Raw genomic sequence first — 16,856 nt, forward strand, 5'->3', positions numbered from 1 at the left:
TACCAAAGTATTCATTTATTATTCCCATCTATAACGAGGAAGAAATTATTCCAGAATTGTACCGCAGAGTGAGTGCAGTAATGAACCGGATGGATGGCCTTGTAGAATTAGTTTTAATCAACGATGGTAGCCGCGATCGCTCCCTCCAACTCCTACGAGACCTCCATCAAAAAGACCCACGCATTTGCTACCTAAGCTTTGCTCGTAACTTTGGGCATCAAATTGCAGTTACTGCTGGTCTCAATTTTGTCCGGGGTCAAGTTATCGTCATCCTTGATGCTGACTTACAAGATCCCCCAGAACTAATTCCCGACATGGTTGAAAAATGGCGACAGGGCTATCAGGTCGTCTACGCTCAACGCACTCAACGCCTCAAGGAAGGATGGTTTAAGCGTTTTACTGCCTACTTTTTTTATCGCGTCCTCAAGAAACTTGCAGATGTAGACATTCCTACTGATACTGGTGATTTTTGTTTAATGGATCGGCAGATCGTAGATATTCTTAATTCTATGCCAGAACGTGCCCGCTATATTCGTGGTTTGCGTTCTTGGGTTGGCTTTCAGCAAACAGCAATTCAGTTCGAGCGCAGATCTCGCTTTGCTGGGGAAGTTAAATACACTTTTAGCAAATCCTTGGCGCTTGCCATCAATGGTCTAGTCTCCTTTTCAAAAGTGCCACTGCGGTTATCAACCTACTTAGGGTTAATAGCAGCGGCGGCAGCAATCATCATGGCTTTATTAGTCTTGTATTGGCGTCTTTTTCTCCCCCATTCGCCTTTAACCGGGTTTACGATTATTTTGATGTCAATTTTCTTTCTCGGATCTGTGCAGTTAGTCAGTGTTGGTATCTTAGGCGAATATGTGGGGCGCATCTACGAAGAAGTTAAAGCCAGACCCCTCTATACTTTAGCAGAGGTAGGTGGTTTTTATGACAAATCCTCTAACTCAACAAACAATTCTGACAAACTAAATAATTTAGAAGATGCTACTACTCAAAACTTAGACAAGTAGGGTCTTCATTGTCAAATTGAAACTGAGGTGTAGAAGAAATAGGTGATAGGTATAATTTACCATTTCCTCTATCCTTATAACAACGCCAAGTATCGCCAATATTTTGCGTGTAGGCTTTGACTGTTTGAACCCGTGAAATAAACTATATGGAAGCTTTCGTCACGAATTCGACGACTGTACTTGCTACAGCAGTTGATATCTTCACTGGCATTATCATTGGTATCGCTGTCTTAGAAGCCACAGTTAAGATCCTGGTTTTTTTCTTCTGCCGCCGTAAAAAGCTGAACGAGGCTAAAGAGGAAATTCGGCTGACGTTGGGTATGTGGCTAGTTCTTGCCCTTGAGTTTGCATTGGCTGCTGACATTTTACGTAGCACGATCGCTCCAACTTGGGACGAAATTGGTAAACTAGCTGCTATCATTGCCCTACGAACAATTCTGAATTTCTTTTTGGCAAAGGAAATTGAGCAAGCAAAGAATAAAAAGAACCATGTCAAGGATGAATCTTTTTAAAAAATAGAATTCAGGAGTCAGAATTCTGTGAGACTGGTGAACCAGCACTGTAAGAAGGTTTCCTTTTGTTAATGTCCGCACAACCCAGGGGAAACGCACCTTATTTACTAATAAAAACTAAGAGAGATTTCAAAATGACATAGATAATTGTAAAAGTTGATGGGATGATAAATAAAATAAATAAAATAATGCCCTATTTCATCTGTCTTGCAAACTCTCCCGCACGGAAACCGTGACGCGAGAGGTTTGCGCTGTTTTATATGCGCTATGCTCAATCCCCTCAAAACCTGTATTTATCCCTGACTTAAATAGTTTTTCTACCTCATCATAAAGATTTCCCTTTTTTGTCATGCTAGAGCAAACATTGGATCATGACGCAATTCTTCATCGTCGTTCAAATCTTCGTATCCCATGACTAAGCCATATATCCGTTGTGCAATTAAGTTTTCTATCGAATGGTCAATTCTATTTGACGAACGGTAATCTTGGAAACATCTTGCTAACTGTGATGTTATTTGCAGTTTTCGGTCTAGTTCCGCAATTAAGCTTAAACCAGCATCGGATGTTACCTGTCCCCCTTTGAAATTAACTACGACTGGGGGTGACTTTGGCTGTTCAAATTTGAAGTGTTTTGGGAGCGATCGCGTTGCGGGTTGAGTCATGGTTTATAATTACTAAAAGACTTGCTGTATATACATTCTAGCAGTTTTTTAACTCCGCTTTCTTCCGATTTCGTGAGAAATCCGGGTGTAGTGGTGGACAGCCTTTAGCTTTTTAATTTTTGCGATTTAACAGGTTAATCGGTAAGCTGGAAATAGATAAATATATAACTGACTTGCTGGTTGGCATAGTCTTGGGGCGAAACGTTTATCAGACGTTTCTTTGTGCTTATGTGGATTAATCCGCGATCGCACTCAAAAATCTAGGGGCTTTGTGACTGGCATTTTTTTTGCTGATTACTGCTTAAGATTAAAGCGATCGCACTTGCATAATCAAGGTCAAGTGGAAAAGTGGAGTAATTGGTTAAGAATAGGTTAAGCCACTCCCACCATTGCGATCGCGCAGTATCTGCAAAACTTCTTCTAAAAGTACTGTGTGACTAGCTAAGGTTCTGTTTGTGTTTGCCTCGAATCGCTCTAATCGCCCTTCTATGCGCTCAAATCTTTGGGTGACTTGGGCAAAGTTATTGTTAGTAGTTTCTTCAATTCGCTCTAGTCGATCAAGAATTTGTACTACTGCATATTGTGTTGTACCTACTACGCCAATTTGTGTTTTGAGAGAATTGACCTCAGTTGTAAGGCTATCTAAGCGTGAGTAAATATCTTGGATTTGTGCTTCTGTCATGATGCTTCCTTGCCTTCCTTGGAATCATCTTTTGCATAGTTTTCCATAAAAGCCGCTATAACATCACTCATGGTTTTACCTTGAGTGACACACTTGCCTTTGAACCTTTGGCGCAACTCAGGAGGGACAAATACCCTAATTTCTGCCATATCTTTTTTACCCATTAATATATCTCCAGTGTATCCACTATGTCCAGTAGAGTAACTACTTGACCTATACGGCAATCTTATCCTATGAGCATATAAATATAACTATGTCAAGCAACTCCACTATATCCACTGGTTGCTATGGTTGCTATAGTGGGTTCAGTGAACAACATCACTGGACACTGAAAACAGCTAAAACGCTTATGTACCAAGAAATTGAAGTTATAGACTGCCCATTCACCGAACCAGACACCGACCGAACACCATTCACCATCGACCATTCACCACTAACCGCCAAGAAACTAGCCGAACTGCTAGGAACAACAGAACGAACAGTTTTCAAGTATGCAAATCGAATTTTAGATGCTTGGCACTGGCTACCAGAATCAGAATTTAGAGCCGATGGTAAGTAACCGTACAGAATTAATTACACAAATAAATAACAAATTCTCTGAAAGTACCGTGTGGTGGAGTGTTGGGGAATCCCACTTTGATTATCTATCTTTAATATTTAGATGCGTTTGCCCTACCGCACAACCAGGTTAGAAATATTATAAATGTTATCTTAAAGGCAAAGTCATTTGCTCAATTGTTGAGGAAAATACTATGACGACAACGCTCATAGAAGCTAATTATATCGAGTCATTGCTAGGTAAAGAGGCAGAAGACCTGCTTACCCATAAAGCAAAAGTTTCTCAGGATTTGTTACATTTACCAGGCCCAGACTTTGTAGATCGAATCTGGCTAAAGAGCGATCGCAACCCTCAAGTATTGCGTAATCTCCAGCTACTTTATTCTACTGGTCGTTTGGCAAACACAGGCTATTTGTCTATTCTACCGGTAGACCAAGGGATCGAACATTCGGCAGGTGCGTCTTTTGCACCCAATCCGATTTACTTTGACCCAGAAAATATTGTGAGATTAGCGATCGCCGCAGGTTGCAATGCTGTTGCTACCACTTTGGGAGCATTAGGTATCGTATCACGGAAATATGCCCACAAAATTCCCTTTATTGTCAAAATAAATCATAACGAATTGTTGACTTTCCCTAATCAATTTGACCAGGTATTGTTTGCTGATGTCGAACAAGCTTGGAATTTGGGGGCGGCGGCGGTGGGTGCGACAATTTACTTTGGTTCAGACCAGTCTACCAGACAAATTCAGGAAATCAGCCAAGCTTTTAAACGCGCCCATGAACTGGGTATGGTAACAATTCTCTGGTGTTATCTGCGGAACAACGCTTTTAAACAAGATAAAGATTACCATCTTGCTGCTGATCTCACCGGACAGGCGAATCATTTGGGCGTTACCATTGAAGCCGATATTATTAAACAAAAGTTACCCGAAAATAACAATGGTTACGGTGCAGTTGTCAAAGCCACTGGTAAGAATTACGGCAAAACCGATGAGCGCGTTTACACAGAATTGACAACTGACCACCCAATTGATTTAACTCGTTACCAAGTACTGAATTGCTACTCTGGGCGTGTGGGGCTGATTAATTCTGGTGGGGCGACTGGTAAAAATGACTTTGCAGAAGCAGTTCGCACCGCTGTAATTAACAAACGGGCTGGCGGCACAGGATTAATTTCTGGGCGAAAGACCTTCCAGCGTCCTTTTGAGGAAGGTGTAAAGCTATTTCACACCATTCAGGATGTTTACTTGTCGCCAGATGTGACCATAGCTTAAGGGAGTGGGGAGAAGGGAGTGGGGAAGAGTTTTCTAATGCCCCATGCCCAATGCCCCATGCCCAATTCTGATAATTACGAGAACCAGCATGATCGAAACCACCGTTCGCAAACAGTACGACCATCTAGCATCTGTGTACGATCAACGCTGGAAAAGCTATATCGCGGATACACTCTCTTTTCTTAAAACCTGGGCAGAGATATCACCACTGGATATTGTACTCGATGTTGCTTGCGGAACAGGTGAATTTGAAAGGCTGCTGCTAACTGAGAATTCAACGCAAAGCATTGTCGGAGTAGATATTTCAGATAAAATGCTGGCGATCGCTAAACAGAAATGTAGCGTTTATACTCAAGTTTTATTTTATACAGCTAGTGCATCGGCGTTGCCATTTGATAACAATAGCTTTGATGTGATTGTGTCTGCTAATTCATTCCATTACTTTGATGATCCATTAGCAGCATTAATAGAAATGAAGCGTGTTCTAAAGCCTGATGGCAAAGTTGTAATTATAGATTGGTGTAAAGATTATTTATTTTGCAAAGTTCTTGACATAACACTGAAGATTTTTGATCCAGCATACCAGCAGTGTTACACCCAAAATGAATTTCACGGCTTACTCACATCCGCTAACTTTGCAGTTTCTCGTGCGACTAAAGTTCGTTTTGGTGTTTTCTGGGGGCTGATGGCAGCTACAGCCAGTCTACAGGACTAATATCAAGTTAAGAGCCCAGAATATTGAGTTACCGTTAATGGCTGCTGTTGAGGCTTTGAGGAGCAACAATTCTGACGGCGGTGGTGGTAGTGCAATCCTAACAGGTAATGGTAGCTCTGGCTCTGGTAGTGGTACAGATTTAGGGATTGGCTAATCAAGCACTATAGGAATGGTGATAGTGTTTGCTCGTCACCAACTATATCTTGAGAGGATAGTTAATGGCTACCTCTTACGAATGCTGCCAAGCAACATCTGCACTTGTGGTTGGTAAAACTGACAGATTAGAATAAAACTTCTACATAAACACACACTGATGCAGTTTCATTTGCTTGAATAGCTATATTGATAGAACATTGATCAGACAGCAATTCAAAATTCCTGATTATGGCAAGTAAACTCATTGATGTTAGAGAATATACTGTCAGAGCGCATAAAAGACAGATTCACACTCGTGTTTTCAACTTTGTCTGTAAAGAGTGCAACGAAGCTACGAAACGCGAGACTTTCGGACCTCGACCCTTATATTGCGAGAGATGTCGCCCTCCTCAAGCGTCTAGGAAATCTCAGCCGACATCTGACAAAGCAAAACCCAGAGCAATGTCTTATCAAAGTGATATCAATTTAAATTAATTGCAGCCTTATGACTCCAAAAGAACAATTACAACCACCTCCGGGTACTTTTCTCTCGCCACTGATGGAACTACGAGACTATTATGCTCGCCTCACAGAAGAGTACGAACGCCTATTCGTGCAGGCGCGATCGCAACTCGATCATGTAGAAGCGTTGTTGTCTAACTGGTCTTTTTCAGATGTCAACAAGCAGACATCAAGACTAACGCCGACTGATGAAAACCCAAATGTTTCCCAAGAAAGCTCTTTGAGGTTTTTATCAGCCCGTGATCACATTGACGAAATCAACTTAGTGAAGTCTCTAGGATCGGAACTCACAGACCCAGACAAAGTTGAGATAGATAATTCTTTTTCTGCTGCTATTGATACAAAAGAGAGTCAACTTTCAACTACATTCCTAGATATAGAGACATTCTCAGAGAACGATAATAGTTCAACGAGGGTGGCAGAAATCCCGATGCTACCCCAATATCAAGCTCTTTCTCGAATGGAAGCCATAAAACAGCTATTGCAAGAGCAGATAGGCACTATGTGTCATATTGATTTCATTGTGCGATCGCTTTATGGAGAGTTAGATTCCAATCTCTTCAAAGTAGTTAAAAGTAGGGTTCAATCTTCCCTCACCCAAGGCAAAGAAAGGAATTACTGGGTAAATATTCTCGAAGAGCCAGGTTGTTATACTCTGGATTTAAGTTTGGTAGCCGTAACCAATAGCAATAATGCTTCTAAGAGCATCAGAAGTAAAAAGAAGAAACCTTTTGTACTCCCGACAAAAACAGTACCGATGCTCAAATTCTTTGAGGGTCAATTCTTGATTGATGCCCTCACCTCTCTTTTAGAACAAAATTCAGGTAAAGTTTTTAGCGTCGCTGAGGTAATCGCCGGAATTTATGGAGAACTAGATTCTCAACAAGTTAGAGAAATCAAAAATAAGGTGCTGAATGAATTATCTAGAGGCCATCGTACAGGGAGATTTTCTAGGGTTCCTGACCAAATCGGCTTCTATACCTGGGACTCGAATCTGATATTGAAGGGTAGTTCTCACTGAATTGGGCATTGGGATTAAGTGACAGGTGACAGGTGATAAGAAATAATTTATACCCTGTCACCTATTCCCTATTCCCTATTCCCTTCTTCAATCCCCACTTATCCCAAAAACAGCTTGTATGCCGGATTCTTGTTTTCATCCCAATAGCGATAGCCAAGAGCATCGAGAAAACCTTGCCACTCTTGCATCTCGTGGGGAGCAACTTGAATGCCGACAACGATTCGCCCGTAGTCTGCACCGTTGTTGCGGTAGTGAAAGAGACTTATATTCCAGTCGGGACTCATGGAAGCTACAAACTTCATCAATGCGCCGGGACGTTCGGGAAACTCAAAACGGTAGAGCAATTCATTGTGGGCAAGGGAAGAGCGCCCACCCACCATGTGCCGTAGATGTAATTTGGTTAGCTCGTCATCCGTTAAATCAAGAGTTTTAAATCCATGAGCTTCAAAGGTTTCTACCATCTTTGCAGCATCGGCACGGTTTTGAATTTGCACACCGACAAAAATATGGGCTGTTTTTTCATCGGCAATGCGATAATTAAACTCGGTAAGATTACGTTCGCCAATACATTCACAAAACTGGCGGAGGCTACCCCGTTCTTCGGGAATTGTGACTGCAAATATCGCTTCGCGGCGTTCGCCCAACTCTGCTCGTTCTGCTACAAAGCGGAGGCGATCAAAGTTCATGTTTGCACCGCAGGCCACAGCAATTAAGGTTTGTCCCTCGATTTGTTCTCGTTCTACATAAGCTTTGGCCGCTGCGATCGCTAATGCACCTGCTGGTTCTAAAATGGAGCGCGTATCCTCAAACACGTCTTTAATCGCAGCGCAAGTATCGTCTGTATCCACCAGAATAATTTCATCTACATACTGCTGACACAAACGGAAGGTTTCTTTACCTACTTCCCGCACCGCTACACCATCAGCAAATAACCCCACTTGAGACAAGCGCACCCGATGTCCGGCTTTTAACGATTGATACATAGCATCAGCATCTACTGGCTCAACACCAATAATTTTAATTTCGGGACGCAACCGTTTCACATAAGCTCCAATCCCAGAAATTAATCCGCCTCCTCCAATTGCTACAAAAATCGCATGGATGGGTTGCTGATATTGCCGGAGAAGTTCCATGCCAATCGTTCCCTGTCCAGCAATTACATAGGGATCATCGAAGGGATGAATAAAGGTCAACCCTTTTTCTACTTCTAATTCACGGGCATAGCTATAAGCATCATCGTAGGTGTTTCCATGTAACACGACTGCTCCGCCCCTCATTCTAACTGCGTCTACTTTGACTTGGGGCGTGGTTATTGGCATAACGATAATCGCTCTGGTTCCCAAGCGTTGAGCTGCAAGGGCAACCCCCTGAGCATGGTTCCCCGCAGACGCTGCGATTACACCCTGTGCTAATATATCTGGTGGCAGTTGCACCATCTTATTGTAAGCTCCCCGCAGTTTAAAGGAAAATACTGACTGCATATCCTCACGTTTCAGGAGGAGTTGATTATTCAACCGTGCGGACAAATTTGGCGCAAATTCCAATGGCGTTTCCTGGGCAACATCGTACACACGGGCAGTCAGGATTTGGATGAGGTAGTCGCAATACATGGGCGTCAAGGGGTTAGCAAATGCCAGATGCAAATTAATTTTACGTTACATCTGTACCTGAATTTTCACATATAGAAAATCATCAACTGGAAAAGTTTGAACTGGGGACTGGAGACTCTTACAAAAATCAGGATAATCTTTGCTTCAAAAAGCCTGGAATTGGATCAAGGATCGTGAGTGTCTGGTGCACTTTCTGTCAACACAAATATTGTTATTTGAGTGTGGCTATAAACAGACAACTCAAGTTTTAATTGATACTTAAAACTTTCCGCTCGCTCTTGCTTTTTTTAGAAGTTCCTGTAACACAGACAAAACACTCCTGGTTTTAAACTCTTGATTTACTGTAAGTCTTCGTAGCGATCGCTCGTAAAGTTGGTTTTAGACAAGTTTTGCTAACTATCCTTTGTATTTCGTTCAACAAACAAGCATAGTGTTGCTAACGAACATAACCTCTGAATTTATGTTAAAATTTGCATGGAAGATTCAATTCGGCTGTGCAGTTTGTTCTTATATATACTTGTATTACAGACCTCTGCGGATATAAATCTCTACACCACCTGATTCTGGAGACATCCTATGTCAATTTACGTGCGGAACCTATCTTATGAGGTTAAAGAAGATGACCTCAGGCAAGTTTTTGCAGAATACAGAACTGTAAAAAATGTTCAATTGCCTATCGACCGAGAAACAGGTTGGGTAAGAGGTTTCGGCTTTGTAGAAATGGAATCAGACGCTGAAGAAACAGCAGCGATTGAGGCTCTTGATAACGCTGAGTGGATGGGTCGGAGCTTAAAAGTTAACAAAGCTAAACCCAAGATAGACGGCGGTTCCTCTGGTGATAGACGGGGAAATAGCAATGAAAGTGGAGGAGGATATTCTCGACGCTATTAAGGTCTAGAACCGAGAATTTAACTCTAAGGTCTTGAGGGCAGACAAGGCGTCTGCTTTTTTTTTGCGCTCAACTTGACTGGAGTGTTTATAATTATGCAACCACAAGTTTAAGTCAATTTAGTAGGAATATAGATATGACCCAAATAATCTTAGGCGAAAATGAAGGGATTGAATCAGCCTTACGTCGATTTAAGCGAGAAGTATCCAAGGCGGGAATTTTTCCAGATATCAAGAAGAATCGTCACTTTGAAACACCCATACAAAAGCGTAAACGCAAAGCGATCGCCAAGCACAAACAACGTAAGAGAAGTTTCCGTAGTTAATAATTGTCTCTTATAAAGCCATGTGTTAGCGTAGCTTACCGTAGGTATCGTTTTCTGAACAGATGTAGCAACTATGAATCCAGAAGCCAAAAATATTGTTAACGAATTAAGGCGTGAGTTCTACTCTGACTTTGCTGCTGCAATGAATATGCCGGTGATGATAACTGGTACATCATATAGTAGTAATTCCCCGATCGCATCTTGGATGGATCATAGGCAGCGACTAAACTATGTAAATGTTTACGCTTACACAGCCCCTGACGAATTTGTTCCATTCCGCCCATTCATTCTTCGACTGGCCATCAATAAGAGTGCTGGTAGAATCATAATGTCAAAAAAGGGACAAGTATGCCAAGGTCTTAATTTGGTGTGGGACTTTGAGTTAACTGTATTGCCAAAAGAAATTTTAGACTTTCTACCCTGGATAGTTAGCTTAGTTGAAGCCCATGACAAAGGTTCGCCCTTGTTGCTACAGTCACCACCCCATTCATTTGAATTACAAGTGCCAGTGGTTGGCTTTTTTAAGAACGCATGGACGCAGAAAGCTTGGCTGCTTGCAAATTCGACAATATCTTAATGGTTGGTGCTTAAGATGCTTTTAGCACCCAACCAAAAATATATGCCCTTGGCTGACTTCGCCTAACAACAAAATTAATGGGTTTTGAATTTTGAATTGTTTATTACTCTCTCCCAAGACAAACTTGTTCATAGCTTTTACCAGCAATATCCCAGGTAAATACTGTTTCTACAAGTTGTCTGCCGTTGTCAGACAATTCGGAACGCAGATGTGGATGATCAAATAGTTGACTAATTGCAGTAACGTACTCCGTCGGTTTATTCGCTCGTAATGCCCGTAATGATATGCTAGCACCATCTACGCTTAATCCTTCTAAACCGCGATCGCTTCCCACCACAGGTATACCAGCTGCCATCGCCTCTAGAGTTTTATTTTTAATGCCAAACCCAGTTCGCATGGGTACGACACAGATGGTTGCTTTATGTAAATATTCTACCATCGAAAGCACACGCCCAGTTACATTAATTCCTGGTTTTTTATCAAGTGCTAAAACTTCTGATGTCGGGCGAGAACCAACAACATCGAAAGTTGTATCAGGATAAAGTTTTTGGATTTCTGGCAAGACTTCGTTGCTGAAAAAGCAGACAGCATCAATATTTGCTAAATTATCCATTGCACCAATAAAAATTAAGCGATGTCCTTCTGGATCGGTGGTACGGTTGGGGAAAGAAACTAAATCTACGCCATTTGAAATAACTGTAATTTCACTTTTGGGGTTAAATTCTTGTAGTTGGATTTTATCTTCTTCGGTTGTCACTACAATTGCCGAAAATTTAGCACAGTAGTTTTGCTCATAACGGCGCAAAAGTGGTAAATTAATTTTGTCTCTAATGGAATTTTCAGAAATTCCTGTTGCTAGTTGGTTACGACAAGTAGCGTAAACAGAACTATGAACATTAACTATGGTTTTTAACTGTTTCTGAAAATGCGATTGCACATAAATTTCATTGACGCTATGTTCGCAAGTAATCACATCACATTTCCCTGCTTCTACCCAGTTATTAACCCACGTTTGCATCTCAACTGAGTAGCGGTTGAGTACACTTGGCGGTGTACCCTGTTGCAAAAATATACCAAAACGCTGTATTTTCTTTAATATTCCGGCGCTGCTTCCAGAATCTGGCGGACGTTCAAAAACTGCTAGATGATCCACACAATCGCGTAATTCTGCTACTTCTGTGTCTGTAACATCGCCATCGCGTTGGGCCACGAGGGTAACACTATGACGTTGACTTAGGTACTTAAGTAAATTAAATGTCCTTACTTGGGTTCCCCCGCGCGTTGGCGGGTAGGGAAAGGTGGAAGATAGCATTAAGATGTTCATACAAGTAATGAATTAAATGTGACACATACACCATGACCTCATTCCAAGTTATATGTCATCATAAGTATCCCTTAATATTTTATTTGTAAAATCCTCATAAATCAAAGCAAACAAAAAGCTAGTACAGCATGGCTTGAGTAACCACAAATTTTAAATTAATACTTTTCTACGAGAGGCTGCGCCAAGTCAAGCTCAGTAAGCATGAAAGGCTTGCGTTATATGAATTACCTTACTCCTACGGGGAAGCAAGCCACGCGCACTGTCTCCTAGAGAGCGTCATTACAAACGGTATTAGTTGCCCATTGAGTGACTGCGGTGTTAACTTTACTGTATAGTTCCGCACAAGCTATTGTTTTTACAAGAAAATGTAAGGCAGTATGTAAGTGTCACTAAATTGTCTTTCAGTTAAGGAGGATTTAGCTAGATGAAATCATTTGGTATTTATACGCTTGCTAATGATGCTGTATATGATCAATTAGTAGCTTTGCTAAACAGTATTGAAGTCAATGTTGGAGAAGATATTCCTGTTTATGTGATTCCTTATAATCACCAATTAGACCTGGTTAAGCAAGAATTAAAGTCTAGAAAAAATGTCACACTTTTTGAAGATTGGGAAGCAATTCATCGCTGGGATAATTTTGTAAATCAGCTTTGGGATACTCATCCAAGGGCAAATGAATCTAAATTAACTCGTCCAGCATGGTATAAAGGCTCTGTACATAGAAAATTTGCTGCTTTTAATGGCGAGTTTGACAGATTTGTGTTTTATGATGCTGATAGTTTAGCCATGAAACCAATTGATGACATATTTGAAAAGCTGGATATTTATGATCTAGTATTTAATGATTGGGAACATGCTAAACCTAGAGAAAAAACACAATTAAACCTTGATGTCATTGAGAGTGTAATGCAGCTAACGGAGGCTGATTTGCGTCCTAAAATCCATTGTGATAGCTTTTTTGGTTCTAAACGGTTACTTTTTGGTGGCAAAGATTTAGATATTCTCAAAGAGCAATGGATAGAACAAGGCAAATTTGAATGGATTCGGAACAATTCATGGTGGTCTAGTTCTGGTTTATTCAGTTATGTAACTTTATTCGGTGATCCCTCTATATTTAACTTTACCCTCAGTCCTAATCTTGAAGATAGAACAGGCAACTGTGCCAATGCAGACCCCTTTGTGAATATTAATAATGTTCTTTACAATCAAGATGGCTTAAAACCCATTCATCGCATTCACTATATGAGCTATTCTGCTCGTGATTTTACTCGCTTATGTCAAGGGGAAGATGTCAATATTGATTATAGAGATGAATTTTTATACTATCGATTTCTCAAAGAGCCAGAACGAAAACCAAAACAGTTAAAACTCCCTAGTGTGATGTCACAAATGAATCGTTTACTTCAAAAATCTCGGAAAAAACTTCAAAGAATTTTATCCTAACTTTAAGACTATGGTGAAAGTTAGTTAATATCACTTTAAGGTTTTCAATATTCCTTAGTTAATTGTATATAGTATGCCCAAAATTACTGTTTGCATTCCTACTTTTAATCGTGTTCATCTACTGCCTTATGCCATTGACAGTGTACTCAATCAGTCTGAGCAAGACTTTGAGCTAATTGTCTGTGATGACGGCTCTAGCGATCGCACCCCTGAGTTAATATCAAAGTACACAGACAACCGGATTAAATACATCCGTCATCTGCATAATATTGGTAAAAGTAATAATATGCGATCGGGCTTTGATGCTGCTATTGGTGAATATTTTATTAAATTTGATGATGATGATCGGCTAACACCCGATTTTCTCGCAAGTACCGCAGCTATTCTTACTCAAGATTCTAGCATTGATTTTGTTGGTACAGACCATTGGATAATTGATATTGATAATGTGCGGGATGAGGCAAAAACTCAAGAAAATACTCATCGCTGGGGTAGGAAGAATTTACCAGCAGGTGTTGTAGATAATTTGTTGGAAGTTGTATTTGTTCAGCAAAGCTTTCAAGTTGGGGCGACATTATTTCGCCGTAAAACATTGCAAGAACTAGGATATATGCAGCCAAATCTGCAAAATTGTGAGGATAATGATTTATTTGTGCGTCTAGCTTTGGCTGGAAAAAAGGGCTATTATTTACCAGAATTATTGATGGAATATCGCAACCATGCAGAGCAGCAAGGTATTAATCGAGCCATTCCTTATTTATTTGATAAAATGCGGTATTTAGAAAATTATAAGTTTGAGTCTGAGAAAATAGAGGCAATCAGAAAAAATCGTCTAACTGAAACGCAATTATTATTAGGTTTGCGTTTAATAGAAAAGGGTGAAACGCAAAAAGGTAGAGAGCTAGTTTTGGCGGGAAAGTCTTTTTCGACTCCTAAAGCTTGGACTGGTTTAGGGTTATCTTTGTTACCAGTTGGGTTGCGAGGTAAGGCGTTTAATGCCCTGCGACAGGTGCGGGGTTAATGTGGAAATGTCTCACGCAAAGGCGCAAAGGCGCAAAGAAAATTATCTAAAGTTTTTACACCGCGAAGAACTTATTTTACTAATTACTAACTTCTTGACCATTGATCAATAATAGTCAAAATTCTTTTTTCACCTAAGTCTTTAACAGATTTTACTACATCACGGTAATCTTCAAATTCTTGCTTTGGCTTCTTATGTCGAGCATCTTCTATAGCTTTGGCAAGTTTTTCCGCCCCAGGAATTCTAGCGCGTTGTAACTTTATAGATAACTCGTCTTTATCCAAAGAGTTCAATAAACTGAGTGGATTACTATGTTCAACCTTCTGAGGAATAAGGTTTTCAAGTTGCTTGAACTGACTATCTATTCTCTGTCTTTCTTGTATAAATTCTGACTTCAATTCATTGAATTGCTTCTCAAGACGTAATTCCAAATTTGTCAGACGTGGTTCTAACTTTGTTGTTTCAGTCTGTGGTGTTACTGGTTTCCCAGAAGAATCAATTCCTTTGATAGTTGCAACTTGCTTTACTACTAAATCCTCTAATTTTGGGGCGATGACACAGGCATTAACCATTTCAGCTTGCCGAGGATTTTTCTCTCGTGCCCTGACAGCAGCATAATATTCAAAATGTCCATCAACTACCGTATAGCTCTCAACTCCTATCATTTTCACAACTAATGGTCTGATAATTCCTCCACTTTCTATAATTATATCTGCAAGGTTTTCTAAATTAGCCTCTGAAAAATTTGATCGAGGTTCACTAGAAGTAATACTTTTTACATCTACCAAAGAGAAATTAATCATTAATAAACCCCCATTTTTTGGATAACTTCATCTGCTAATACATTAAATTCTTCGGCAGAAATTTGAGCAGAAGTTTTTAATTCGGCAAATTTCATAATAGATTTAGGGTCAGGATATTCTAAATCTCCAAATGGGATAGTCTGATTCATACATTCTGATAACGCTGTTCTGTCATAAATTACAGCTTCCATGAGTGGCAGTTGATAGCGCTCTGAAATCACTTCTCTTTGTTTGCGGAAATTGTATTGTAAAAATTTAGCATTTGTTGAGATTTTAGAAGCAAGAACGCCCATTATACTAATAGGCGGTTTACCCATAATTTCTCTCGATTCATTAATTTGATTAATAAAATTTTTCACCGTTGGTAAACCTTGGTTAGCAAATGGTTTCAAATCGGATGGAATTATCAGGTAATCAGTAGCAATCAGTGCAACTTCCGCATACAAATCTCTGGAGGGAGGAGTATCAATAATTACAATATCATAGTTAATTTCTACCCTTTTTAGTTTTGTTACTAGCCTGCTCCTACTAGCTAATATTTTATTCAGTTTATCCTGATATTCAATCAATGTGATATGTGAAGGAATAACATCAATTTCTGGATTGTTGAAATAATCAGATGTACGCACTATTTCTGGAATAAAGTTGAAATCTCCTGATTCTAATAAATGGTATACGTTTCGCTCTCTTAAATTATCATCTTCTTCAAATTGAAATTTGATTAATCCTGTAGCAAAAGTAGTATTTGCCTGTGAGTCTATATCAATCAAAAGTACACTTTTACCTTTTTTACGTAATGCTGCTGCCAGATTGACTGCAACAGTAGTCTTACCAACGCCGCCTTTATTGTGGTAGATTGCAATCGTTTTCATTGAATGTTGCCTCTTTGTTTCAAAATTTAAATTATTTTCTATTTGAACTTCTGGTTTATCTACAAACTGTCCTTCTTTCAGACTCTCTCTACCAATTAAATCTTTAATTTTATCTATGTTTATCTCAACTTCCTTTCCAGAGCATTGAAATATTAACTGAATATCAGTCTGGAATTTTTGATAAATTCTAATTTCTTTGCCGTTAGTCAGCAATCCATGCCTGACATTCAAACTGGTTAAATAATGCCTGAGTCGAGGGACATGATTATTTAAGTTTTGCTTGGGATGCTTTGCCTCCATGACGACACTTAGCGGTGAGTTGGCATCTAAAACAAAGGGAAGCACTTGTGCGGCAAATGCTAAAAAATCTAAGCGGATGCTACCAACGGCAACTTCTTGATGCCAGGTGTTAGGAGTATAACCTAGCTGCGGTAGCAAATATTGCACTATGAGTTTGCTTTCAACTTCGCTTTCGTTACGGCACAGCTCAGGATTAAAAAGCAATATTTTTCTACCTCTAAATAATTATTGGACTTTGAATAAAACCTAATATTTGCTAAATTATGGCATAGCTTTAATTATTATAGGTGATATAAATCACTTAGAATAATGTAAAAATCATCATAAAGTTAGTATTATTGCTGGTAAATAACTATTTATGAGAACTAGCCATATTCAAAATTAACAGGCTATATAGGGCTTGCTGAACAAAAGTGAAACATAGTCTAGGTAAGGGTTTTGAGCATTTTTTCACCGAGCAAGTGCAAGACTATAGCATCCAGAGGTTCAAAAACCTTGCACTTTCGTCGGCGAGCGCCGGGCAAATTGGGAAACTAAGCGACGAAACTACTATTTTGTAAGCTGTGTGGCTTCTAGATTCGCTCTGGAGACTTATTC

At 39.9% G+C, this 16,856-nt stretch carries 19 protein-coding genes; 12 read left to right on the forward strand and 7 right to left on the reverse strand.

The window, feature by feature from the left end; genetic code table 11:
* Both ACEW80_RS01295 and ACEW80_RS01300 read left to right on the forward strand, forming a co-directional pair.
* Window positions 1–1,010: glycosyltransferase family 2 protein (locus tag ACEW80_RS01295; protein WP_373524862.1), on the forward strand; the 1,010-nt coding region annotated here is incomplete at its 5' end.
* Window positions 1,011–1,156: 146 nt separating this feature from the next.
* The gene (locus tag ACEW80_RS01300) at window positions 1,157–1,522 is read left to right on the forward strand and encodes a DUF1622 domain-containing protein (protein ID WP_373524863.1); all 366 of its coding nucleotides are present in this window, start codon (window positions 1,157–1,159) and stop codon (window positions 1,520–1,522) included.
* Between the two features lie 347 nt (window positions 1,523–1,869).
* Here the strand turns inward: ACEW80_RS01300 and ACEW80_RS01305 are convergent, their stop codons facing one another.
* From ACEW80_RS01305 to ACEW80_RS01315, 3 genes are all read right to left on the reverse strand, one after another.
* Complete coding sequence (locus tag ACEW80_RS01305) at window positions 1,870–2,184, reverse strand: transposase (protein ID WP_373524864.1); 315 nt, start codon at window positions 2,182–2,184, stop codon at window positions 1,870–1,872.
* Between the two features lie 361 nt (window positions 2,185–2,545).
* Window positions 2,546–2,866, reverse strand: a complete 321-nt coding sequence (locus ACEW80_RS01310) for a hypothetical protein (protein WP_373524865.1) — start codon at window positions 2,864–2,866, stop codon at window positions 2,546–2,548.
* The gene (locus ACEW80_RS01315) at window positions 2,863–3,030 is read right to left on the reverse strand and encodes a plasmid partition protein ParG (RefSeq protein WP_373524866.1); all 168 of its coding nucleotides are present in this window, start codon (window positions 3,028–3,030) and stop codon (window positions 2,863–2,865) included. The genes ACEW80_RS01310 and ACEW80_RS01315 overlap by 4 nt, the downstream gene beginning before the upstream one ends.
* 89 nt (window positions 3,031–3,119) lie before the next feature.
* On the opposite strand from ACEW80_RS01315, the gene ACEW80_RS01320 reads away from it, so the two are divergent.
* The 5 genes from ACEW80_RS01320 (at window position 3,120) to ACEW80_RS01340 (ending at window position 7,094) form a co-directional block, all read left to right on the forward strand.
* Complete coding sequence (locus ACEW80_RS01320; protein WP_373524867.1) at window positions 3,120–3,425, forward strand: hypothetical protein; 306 nt, start codon at window positions 3,120–3,122, stop codon at window positions 3,423–3,425.
* Between the two features lie 193 nt (window positions 3,426–3,618).
* The gene (locus ACEW80_RS01325; protein WP_373524868.1) at window positions 3,619–4,701 is read left to right on the forward strand and encodes a class I fructose-bisphosphate aldolase; all 1,083 of its coding nucleotides are present in this window, start codon (window positions 3,619–3,621) and stop codon (window positions 4,699–4,701) included.
* 88 nt (window positions 4,702–4,789) lie between these two features.
* The gene (locus ACEW80_RS01330; protein WP_373524869.1) at window positions 4,790–5,416 is read left to right on the forward strand and encodes a methyltransferase domain-containing protein; all 627 of its coding nucleotides are present in this window, start codon (window positions 4,790–4,792) and stop codon (window positions 5,414–5,416) included.
* Between the two features lie 384 nt (window positions 5,417–5,800).
* On the forward strand, window positions 5,801–6,046 hold the full coding sequence (locus ACEW80_RS01335) for a hypothetical protein (protein ID WP_373524870.1): 246 nt from the start codon (window positions 5,801–5,803) through the stop codon (window positions 6,044–6,046).
* Window positions 6,047–6,056: 10 nt separating this feature from the next.
* Window positions 6,057–7,094 (forward strand): hypothetical protein, encoded by a 1,038-nt coding sequence (locus ACEW80_RS01340; protein ID WP_373524871.1) that lies wholly within the window; start codon window positions 6,057–6,059, stop codon window positions 7,092–7,094.
* Window positions 7,095–7,192: 98 nt separating this feature from the next.
* Here the strand turns inward: ACEW80_RS01340 and ilvA are convergent, their stop codons facing one another.
* On the reverse strand, window positions 7,193–8,704 hold the full coding sequence (gene ilvA, locus ACEW80_RS01345) for a threonine ammonia-lyase, biosynthetic (RefSeq protein ID WP_373524880.1): 1,512 nt from the start codon (window positions 8,702–8,704) through the stop codon (window positions 7,193–7,195).
* Between the two features lie 576 nt (window positions 8,705–9,280).
* Here ilvA and ACEW80_RS01350 point away from each other — a divergent pair.
* The 3 genes from ACEW80_RS01350 (at window position 9,281) to ACEW80_RS01360 (ending at window position 10,495) form a co-directional block, all read left to right on the forward strand.
* Window positions 9,281–9,595 carry an RNA recognition motif domain-containing protein gene (locus ACEW80_RS01350; protein WP_373524872.1) on the forward strand — a complete coding sequence of 105 codons (315 nt, stop codon included), beginning with the start codon at window positions 9,281–9,283 and terminating at the stop codon, window positions 9,593–9,595.
* Between the two features lie 134 nt (window positions 9,596–9,729).
* Window positions 9,730–9,918: a 30S ribosomal protein S21 gene (rpsU, locus tag ACEW80_RS01355; protein ID WP_373524873.1), complete on the forward strand. Its 189-nt coding sequence runs from the start codon at window positions 9,730–9,732 to the stop codon at window positions 9,916–9,918.
* A gap of 73 nt (window positions 9,919–9,991) precedes the next feature.
* Complete coding sequence (locus ACEW80_RS01360) at window positions 9,992–10,495, forward strand: hypothetical protein (RefSeq protein WP_373524874.1); 504 nt, start codon at window positions 9,992–9,994, stop codon at window positions 10,493–10,495.
* A gap of 103 nt (window positions 10,496–10,598) precedes the next feature.
* Here ACEW80_RS01360 and ACEW80_RS01365 read toward each other — a convergent pair whose 3' ends face one another.
* On the reverse strand, window positions 10,599–11,819 hold the full coding sequence (locus tag ACEW80_RS01365) for a glycosyltransferase family 4 protein (protein WP_373524875.1): 1,221 nt from the start codon (window positions 11,817–11,819) through the stop codon (window positions 10,599–10,601).
* Between the two features lie 424 nt (window positions 11,820–12,243).
* Between ACEW80_RS01365 and ACEW80_RS01370 the strand changes: the two genes are divergently transcribed.
* Window positions 12,244–13,263: an Npun_R2821/Npun_R2822 family protein gene (locus ACEW80_RS01370; protein ID WP_373524876.1), complete on the forward strand. Its 1,020-nt coding sequence runs from the start codon at window positions 12,244–12,246 to the stop codon at window positions 13,261–13,263.
* Between the two features lie 73 nt (window positions 13,264–13,336).
* Window positions 13,337–14,284, forward strand: coding sequence for a glycosyltransferase family 2 protein (locus tag ACEW80_RS01375; RefSeq protein ID WP_373524877.1), 948 nt, complete (start codon window positions 13,337–13,339; stop codon window positions 14,282–14,284).
* Between the two features lie 86 nt (window positions 14,285–14,370).
* On the opposite strand, the gene ACEW80_RS01380 is transcribed toward ACEW80_RS01375, so the two are convergent.
* Complete coding sequence (locus ACEW80_RS01380) at window positions 14,371–15,087, reverse strand: chromosome partitioning protein ParB (protein WP_373524878.1); 717 nt, start codon at window positions 15,085–15,087, stop codon at window positions 14,371–14,373.
* Complete coding sequence (locus ACEW80_RS01385; protein WP_373524879.1) at window positions 15,087–16,463, reverse strand: AAA family ATPase; 1,377 nt, start codon at window positions 16,461–16,463, stop codon at window positions 15,087–15,089. The genes ACEW80_RS01380 and ACEW80_RS01385 overlap by 1 nt, the downstream gene beginning before the upstream one ends.
* Window positions 16,464–16,856 lie beyond the last annotated feature (393 nt).

The organism is Nostoc sp., assembly GCF_041747015.1.
Lineage (GTDB): Bacteria > Cyanobacteriota > Cyanobacteriia > Cyanobacteriales > Nostocaceae > Nostoc.

Coding starts and splice junctions, on each gene's coding strand:
- ACEW80_RS01365 (WP_373524875.1), bottom strand. CDS start 11,819: ATGAACATCTTAATGCTATCTTCCACCTTTCCCTACCCGCCAACGCGC.
- ACEW80_RS01340 (WP_373524871.1), top strand. CDS start 6,057: ATGACTCCAAAAGAACAATTACAACCACCTCCGGGTACTTTTCTCTCG.
- ACEW80_RS01315 (WP_373524866.1), bottom strand. CDS start 3,030: ATGGGTAAAAAAGATATGGCAGAAATTAGGGTATTTGTCCCTCCTGAG.
- ACEW80_RS01375 (WP_373524877.1), top strand. CDS start 13,337: ATGCCCAAAATTACTGTTTGCATTCCTACTTTTAATCGTGTTCATCTA.
- ACEW80_RS01305 (WP_373524864.1), bottom strand. CDS start 2,184: ATGACTCAACCCGCAACGCGATCGCTCCCAAAACACTTCAAATTTGAA.
- rpsU (WP_373524873.1), top strand. CDS start 9,730: ATGACCCAAATAATCTTAGGCGAAAATGAAGGGATTGAATCAGCCTTA.
- ACEW80_RS01310 (WP_373524865.1), bottom strand. CDS start 2,866: ATGACAGAAGCACAAATCCAAGATATTTACTCACGCTTAGATAGCCTT.
- ACEW80_RS01335 (WP_373524870.1), top strand. CDS start 5,801: ATGGCAAGTAAACTCATTGATGTTAGAGAATATACTGTCAGAGCGCAT.
- ACEW80_RS01300 (WP_373524863.1), top strand. CDS start 1,157: ATGGAAGCTTTCGTCACGAATTCGACGACTGTACTTGCTACAGCAGTT.
- ACEW80_RS01325 (WP_373524868.1), top strand. CDS start 3,619: ATGACGACAACGCTCATAGAAGCTAATTATATCGAGTCATTGCTAGGT.
- ACEW80_RS01350 (WP_373524872.1), top strand. CDS start 9,281: ATGTCAATTTACGTGCGGAACCTATCTTATGAGGTTAAAGAAGATGAC.
- ACEW80_RS01320 (WP_373524867.1), top strand. CDS start 3,120: ATGTCAAGCAACTCCACTATATCCACTGGTTGCTATGGTTGCTATAGT.
- ACEW80_RS01330 (WP_373524869.1), top strand. CDS start 4,790: ATGATCGAAACCACCGTTCGCAAACAGTACGACCATCTAGCATCTGTG.
- ACEW80_RS01370 (WP_373524876.1), top strand. CDS start 12,244: ATGAAATCATTTGGTATTTATACGCTTGCTAATGATGCTGTATATGAT.
- ilvA (WP_373524880.1), bottom strand. CDS start 8,704: ATGTATTGCGACTACCTCATCCAAATCCTGACTGCCCGTGTGTACGAT.
- ACEW80_RS01360 (WP_373524874.1), top strand. CDS start 9,992: ATGAATCCAGAAGCCAAAAATATTGTTAACGAATTAAGGCGTGAGTTC.
- ACEW80_RS01380 (WP_373524878.1), bottom strand. CDS start 15,087: ATGATTAATTTCTCTTTGGTAGATGTAAAAAGTATTACTTCTAGTGAA.